The organism is Mycobacterium sp. SP-6446 (genome assembly GCF_001954045.1).
Classification (GTDB): domain Bacteria; phylum Actinomycetota; class Actinomycetes; order Mycobacteriales; family Mycobacteriaceae; genus Mycobacterium.
This window is the reverse complement of record NZ_MBEM01000128.1, coordinates 1-3,918: the sequence shown is the minus strand read 5'-3', so window position 1 is coordinate 3,918 and position 3,918 is coordinate 1. Positions and strand designations below refer to the sequence as shown.

At 65.6% G+C, this 3,918-nt stretch carries 5 protein-coding genes; 2 read left to right on the top strand and 3 right to left on the bottom strand.

The window, feature by feature from the left end; genetic code table 11:
• Together A5736_RS10925 and A5736_RS10920 are read left to right on the top strand one after the other, a co-directional pair.
• Positions 1-337, top strand: a 337-nt coding sequence (locus tag A5736_RS10925; protein WP_139333254.1) for an aldehyde dehydrogenase family protein, incomplete at its 5' end; no start/stop codon positions are given.
• The gene (locus tag A5736_RS10920; protein WP_076246161.1) at positions 337-1,305 is read left to right on the top strand and encodes a proline dehydrogenase family protein; all 969 of its coding nucleotides are present in this window, start codon (positions 337-339) and stop codon (positions 1,303-1,305) included. The genes A5736_RS10925 and A5736_RS10920, both read left to right, overlap by 1 nt.
• 64 nt (positions 1,306-1,369) lie before the next feature.
• On the opposite strand, the gene A5736_RS10915 is transcribed toward A5736_RS10920, so the two are convergent.
• From A5736_RS10915 to A5736_RS10905, 3 genes are all read right to left on the bottom strand, one after another.
• A complete protein-coding gene (locus A5736_RS10915; protein ID WP_076246159.1) occupies positions 1,370-1,972 on the bottom strand; it encodes a TetR/AcrR family transcriptional regulator in 603 nt (200 codons plus the stop codon).
• Positions 1,969-3,039 (bottom strand): zinc-binding dehydrogenase, encoded by a 1,071-nt coding sequence (locus A5736_RS10910; RefSeq protein ID WP_076246158.1) that lies wholly within the window; start codon positions 3,037-3,039, stop codon positions 1,969-1,971. Before A5736_RS10910 ends, A5736_RS10915 begins: the two co-directional genes overlap by 4 nt.
• Before the next feature lie 21 nt (positions 3,040-3,060).
• Positions 3,061-3,918 (bottom strand): lipid-transfer protein (locus A5736_RS10905; RefSeq protein WP_076246156.1); only part of this gene is annotated, 858 nt, incomplete at its 5' end.

Below are 3,918 nucleotides of genomic sequence, written 5' to 3'. Positions count from 1 at the left end.
GGTGCACGTGTATCCCGATGAGCAGTACGAGCGCATCCTCGAGGTCATCGACACCGGATCTCGCTACGCGCTGACGGGCGCGGTCATCGCCGACGACCGCGAGGCCGTGTTGAGAGCGCAGGACCGGCTGCGGTTCGCCGCCGGAAACTTCTACGTCAACGACAAGCCGACCGGCGCCGTCGTCGGGCGTCAGCCGTTCGGCGGGTCACGCGGCTCGGGCACCAACGACAAGGCGGGATCGATGCTGAACATGTTGCGCTGGACGTCGGCACGCACCATCAAGGAGACGTTCGTCCCGGCGACGCGGCACACCTACCCACACATGGCGCCCGACTGATGGCCGGCTTTTTCGCGCATACCGTGCGACCGACGCTGCTCGCGGCCAGCCGGGCCGACGGCTTGCGCCGCGCGGTCGAGCGGTCCGCGATCACCCGCAAAGTAGTGCGCCGCTTCGTGCCTGGTGACACGCTGGAGGCTGCCCTGGATATCGTTGCCGCACTGCGGGATTCCGGTCGCTACGTCAGCATCGACTACCTGGGCGAAAACGTCACCGACTCCGACGGTGCCGCGGCGACCGTGCGGGAATACCAGCGGCTGCTCGATGCGCTGGGCCGACGGGCCGATACCCCGAGCGGTCGGGTGCGGCCGCTCGAGGTGTCGCTGAAGCTGTCGGCTCTTGGGCAGGCGCTGGATCGCGACGGGGACAAGATTGCGCTGGAGAACGCGCGTATCATCTGCGAGCACGCCGAGCGCGTGGGCGTCTGGGTCACGGTCGACGCTGAAGACCACACCACCACCGATTCGACGTTGTCGATTTCGGGTGATTTGCGCGTCGACTTCGATTGGCTCGGCACGGTTTTGCAGGCCTACCTGCGCCGCACGCTCGGCGATTGCACGGATCTGGCCGGCGCGGGGGCGCGAGTTCGATTGTGCAAGGGCGCATATGACGAGCCGGCGTCGGTGGCCTATCGTGCCGTTGGAGACATCGCCGATTCCTACCTGGCCTGCCTACGGGTGTTGATGTCCGGGACGGGCTACCCGATGGTGGCCTCGCACGATCCGGCAATCATCGATGCGGTTCCCGCGCTAGCCGACGAAACTGGCCGTGGTGCCGGCGATTTCGAATACCAAATGCTGTACGGCATCCGCGACGCGGAGCAGCGACGGCTCGCCGATGACGGCAACCAGGTCCGGGTGTACGTGCCGTTCGGCGCGCAGTGGTACGGCTACTTCATGCGGCGCCTGGCCGAACGGCCGGCCAACCTGACCTTCTTCCTGCGGGCGCTGGCCCAACGAGGCCGTTGAGTGTGCGTCCAGGGACGCGAGTGTGCGATCAGGCCGTCGTGGTCGCACACTCGACGGAGAGTCTCTAACCGCGGCGCGGCCGTCCACGCTCGCTGGCGAACCCACGGACTACGTGTGCGCGCACGAACTCCGCCACCACGTCGGGGTCGTCCATGTCCAGTGTCGACGACGGCGTGCTGAACAGCGAAAAAAGTATGCGCGCAAACCATTCACCCGCGGCCTCGACGTCGAGATCCTTGCGCACCTCACCGGTGAGTTTGGCCGCCGAGAGATGGGGGGCAAAGAAGTCGACGCATTCGCGCAGCAGGACGGCGGCGTCCTTGGTGAGGAGCAGGCTGATCGCTTCCTCGTCGAAGTACTCCTCGGAGGCGATCGCCCGCCGCGCCTGGGTCACGAACACCGCGGCATGGCTGAGCTTTTCCTCGAGTGAGGCGCCCGGGTCCATGGCCTTGGACATCTCGCGGTAGAACTGCTCGGAAGCGTGCTCGGCGCAGGCTTCGAGGACCGCGCCCTTGTCGCTGAAGTACTCATAGATCGTGCTCCGGGACACGTTGGCCGCCTTGGCAATATCGACGATTGTCGTTTTCTGGAGACCGTGCTTGCGAAAGCATCCATAGGCGGACTCGATAATGAGCTCGCGGGTGTCCAACGCGGTGGCTTGGGTCATGGCACCAACGCACCTCTCGGCACCAACCCGGCGTCGGCGGAGGCGAACGCGGCGTTGACATCGGTCAGACGAAACGGCTTGGGCATCAGCCGGTCGAACGGAAAGCTGGTGTGCTGCAGGAAGGACAGGCCGGTCGCCAGCGTGACAGGGTCGTAGAACGACACACCGCGGATGGACTTGTTGCCGTACACCAGCGCGCTGGGGTCCATCTCGAAGGTTCGGCCCATACCGACATTGCCGACCTCGAGCAGCGTGCCGCCGTTGTTGAGGAAGCCGACGCCGTCGGGAATGACGCCGGGTATACCGACGACTTCGAGCACCCAGTCGGCGCCGATGCCGTCGGTGTGCTTGTGCACCTGCTCGGTTACTTCCCAGGTCGAGATACCGTTGGCGTCGATGCATTGCGTGGCACCGAAATCCGCTGCGACGTCCAGGCGTTCAGCGAGCTTGTCGATGACGATCACCTGCGCCGCGCCCGCCGTGCGCGCGACGGCGGCGGCATTGATGCCCAGCCCGCCCGCGCCCTGGATCACGACAGTGTCGCCCAGCCGGACTTCGCGCAGTGCGAACAACACCTGGGCCAGAGCGCAATTCAGTGGCGCGACGGCCTCGTCGGGCAGCTCTTCGGGGACCTTATACAGCGGCTGCCGGCGGGTCGTGTAGTAGTACTCGCCGTAGGCCGCGACGAAGTGCGGTGTCTGCTCGTGCGTGCGGTATTCACCGGCCATTAGGTTCTGGCAGGCATACGACCTGCCGCGTACGCACGCATGACACTGTCCGCAGAACCAGAAGTACGGTGTGACAACGCGGTCACCGACCGCCAGCGGTTGGCCGGTCGCGTCAGCCGTCAGTCCCTCGCCGAGTTCGGCGATCTCGCAGACCATCTCGTGGCCCATGGCGAAGGGACACGGCAACGGCAGCTCACCGCGAAAGATGTGCAAATCGGATCCGCAGATGCCGGCCATGCGCAACTTGAGCGCGGCGGTGCCCGGCGCTGGCGTGGACAACGGAAACTCGGCCAGCTCGATCGGTCCGCCATACGCGGTCAACAGCGCCAGCTTGGGCATGACGGTCCCCCTCTCGTGTGCTCAGTTCGCCGGCGCCAGAATCAGACCGCTGGTGGGTACGCCGGTGCCTGAGGTGATCAGTACGTGCTCGACATTGTCGACTTGGTTGTACGACGTGCCGCGCACCTGACGAACGCCCTCGGTGATGCCGTTCATGCCGTGGATGTACGCCTCGCCAAGCAGCCCGCCGTTGGTGTTGATCGGCAGCTCCCCACCGAGTGACAGCCGTTCTACGGTCGCGTAGTCCTTGGCTTCGCCGCGCCCACAGAAGCCAAGTTCTTCGAGCTGGGTGAACACAAACGGCGTGAAATGGTCGTAGATGAATGCGGTTTGGATGTCTTGCGGCTTCAGGCCCGAATCGCGCCACAATTGCCGGGCCACCACCCCCATCTCGGGCAGCCCGGTGATGTCCTCGCGATAGTAGCTGGTCATCATCTCGCCGTTGTGCGCTGCGCCCTGCGCGGCCGCGGTGATGATCGCCGGGGGCTGCCGCAGGTCGCGCGCGCGTTCGGCACTGGTGACCACGAGCGCGACACCGCCGTCGCTTTCCTGGCAGCAATCCAGGAGTCGCAGGACGGGTTCGACGATCCAGCGTGAATTCTGATGGTCCGCCAAGGTGATCGGGCGCTGATAGAACCAGGCGTCGGGGTTCTTCGCCGCATGAGCCCGGTCGACGACGGCGATCCTGCCGAAGTCTTCGTTGGTGACCCCGTAGGTCGACATGTAGCGCTGGGCGTGCATCGCGACCCACGCTGCGGGGGTGAGCAATCCGAATGGCGCGTAATGCGCCATGAACAACGGCGTCTCCGCGCTGGTGCGTCCACTGCCACCGAACCGGAAGCCGGAACGTTCGTTGAACGCGCGCCAGCACACCACCAC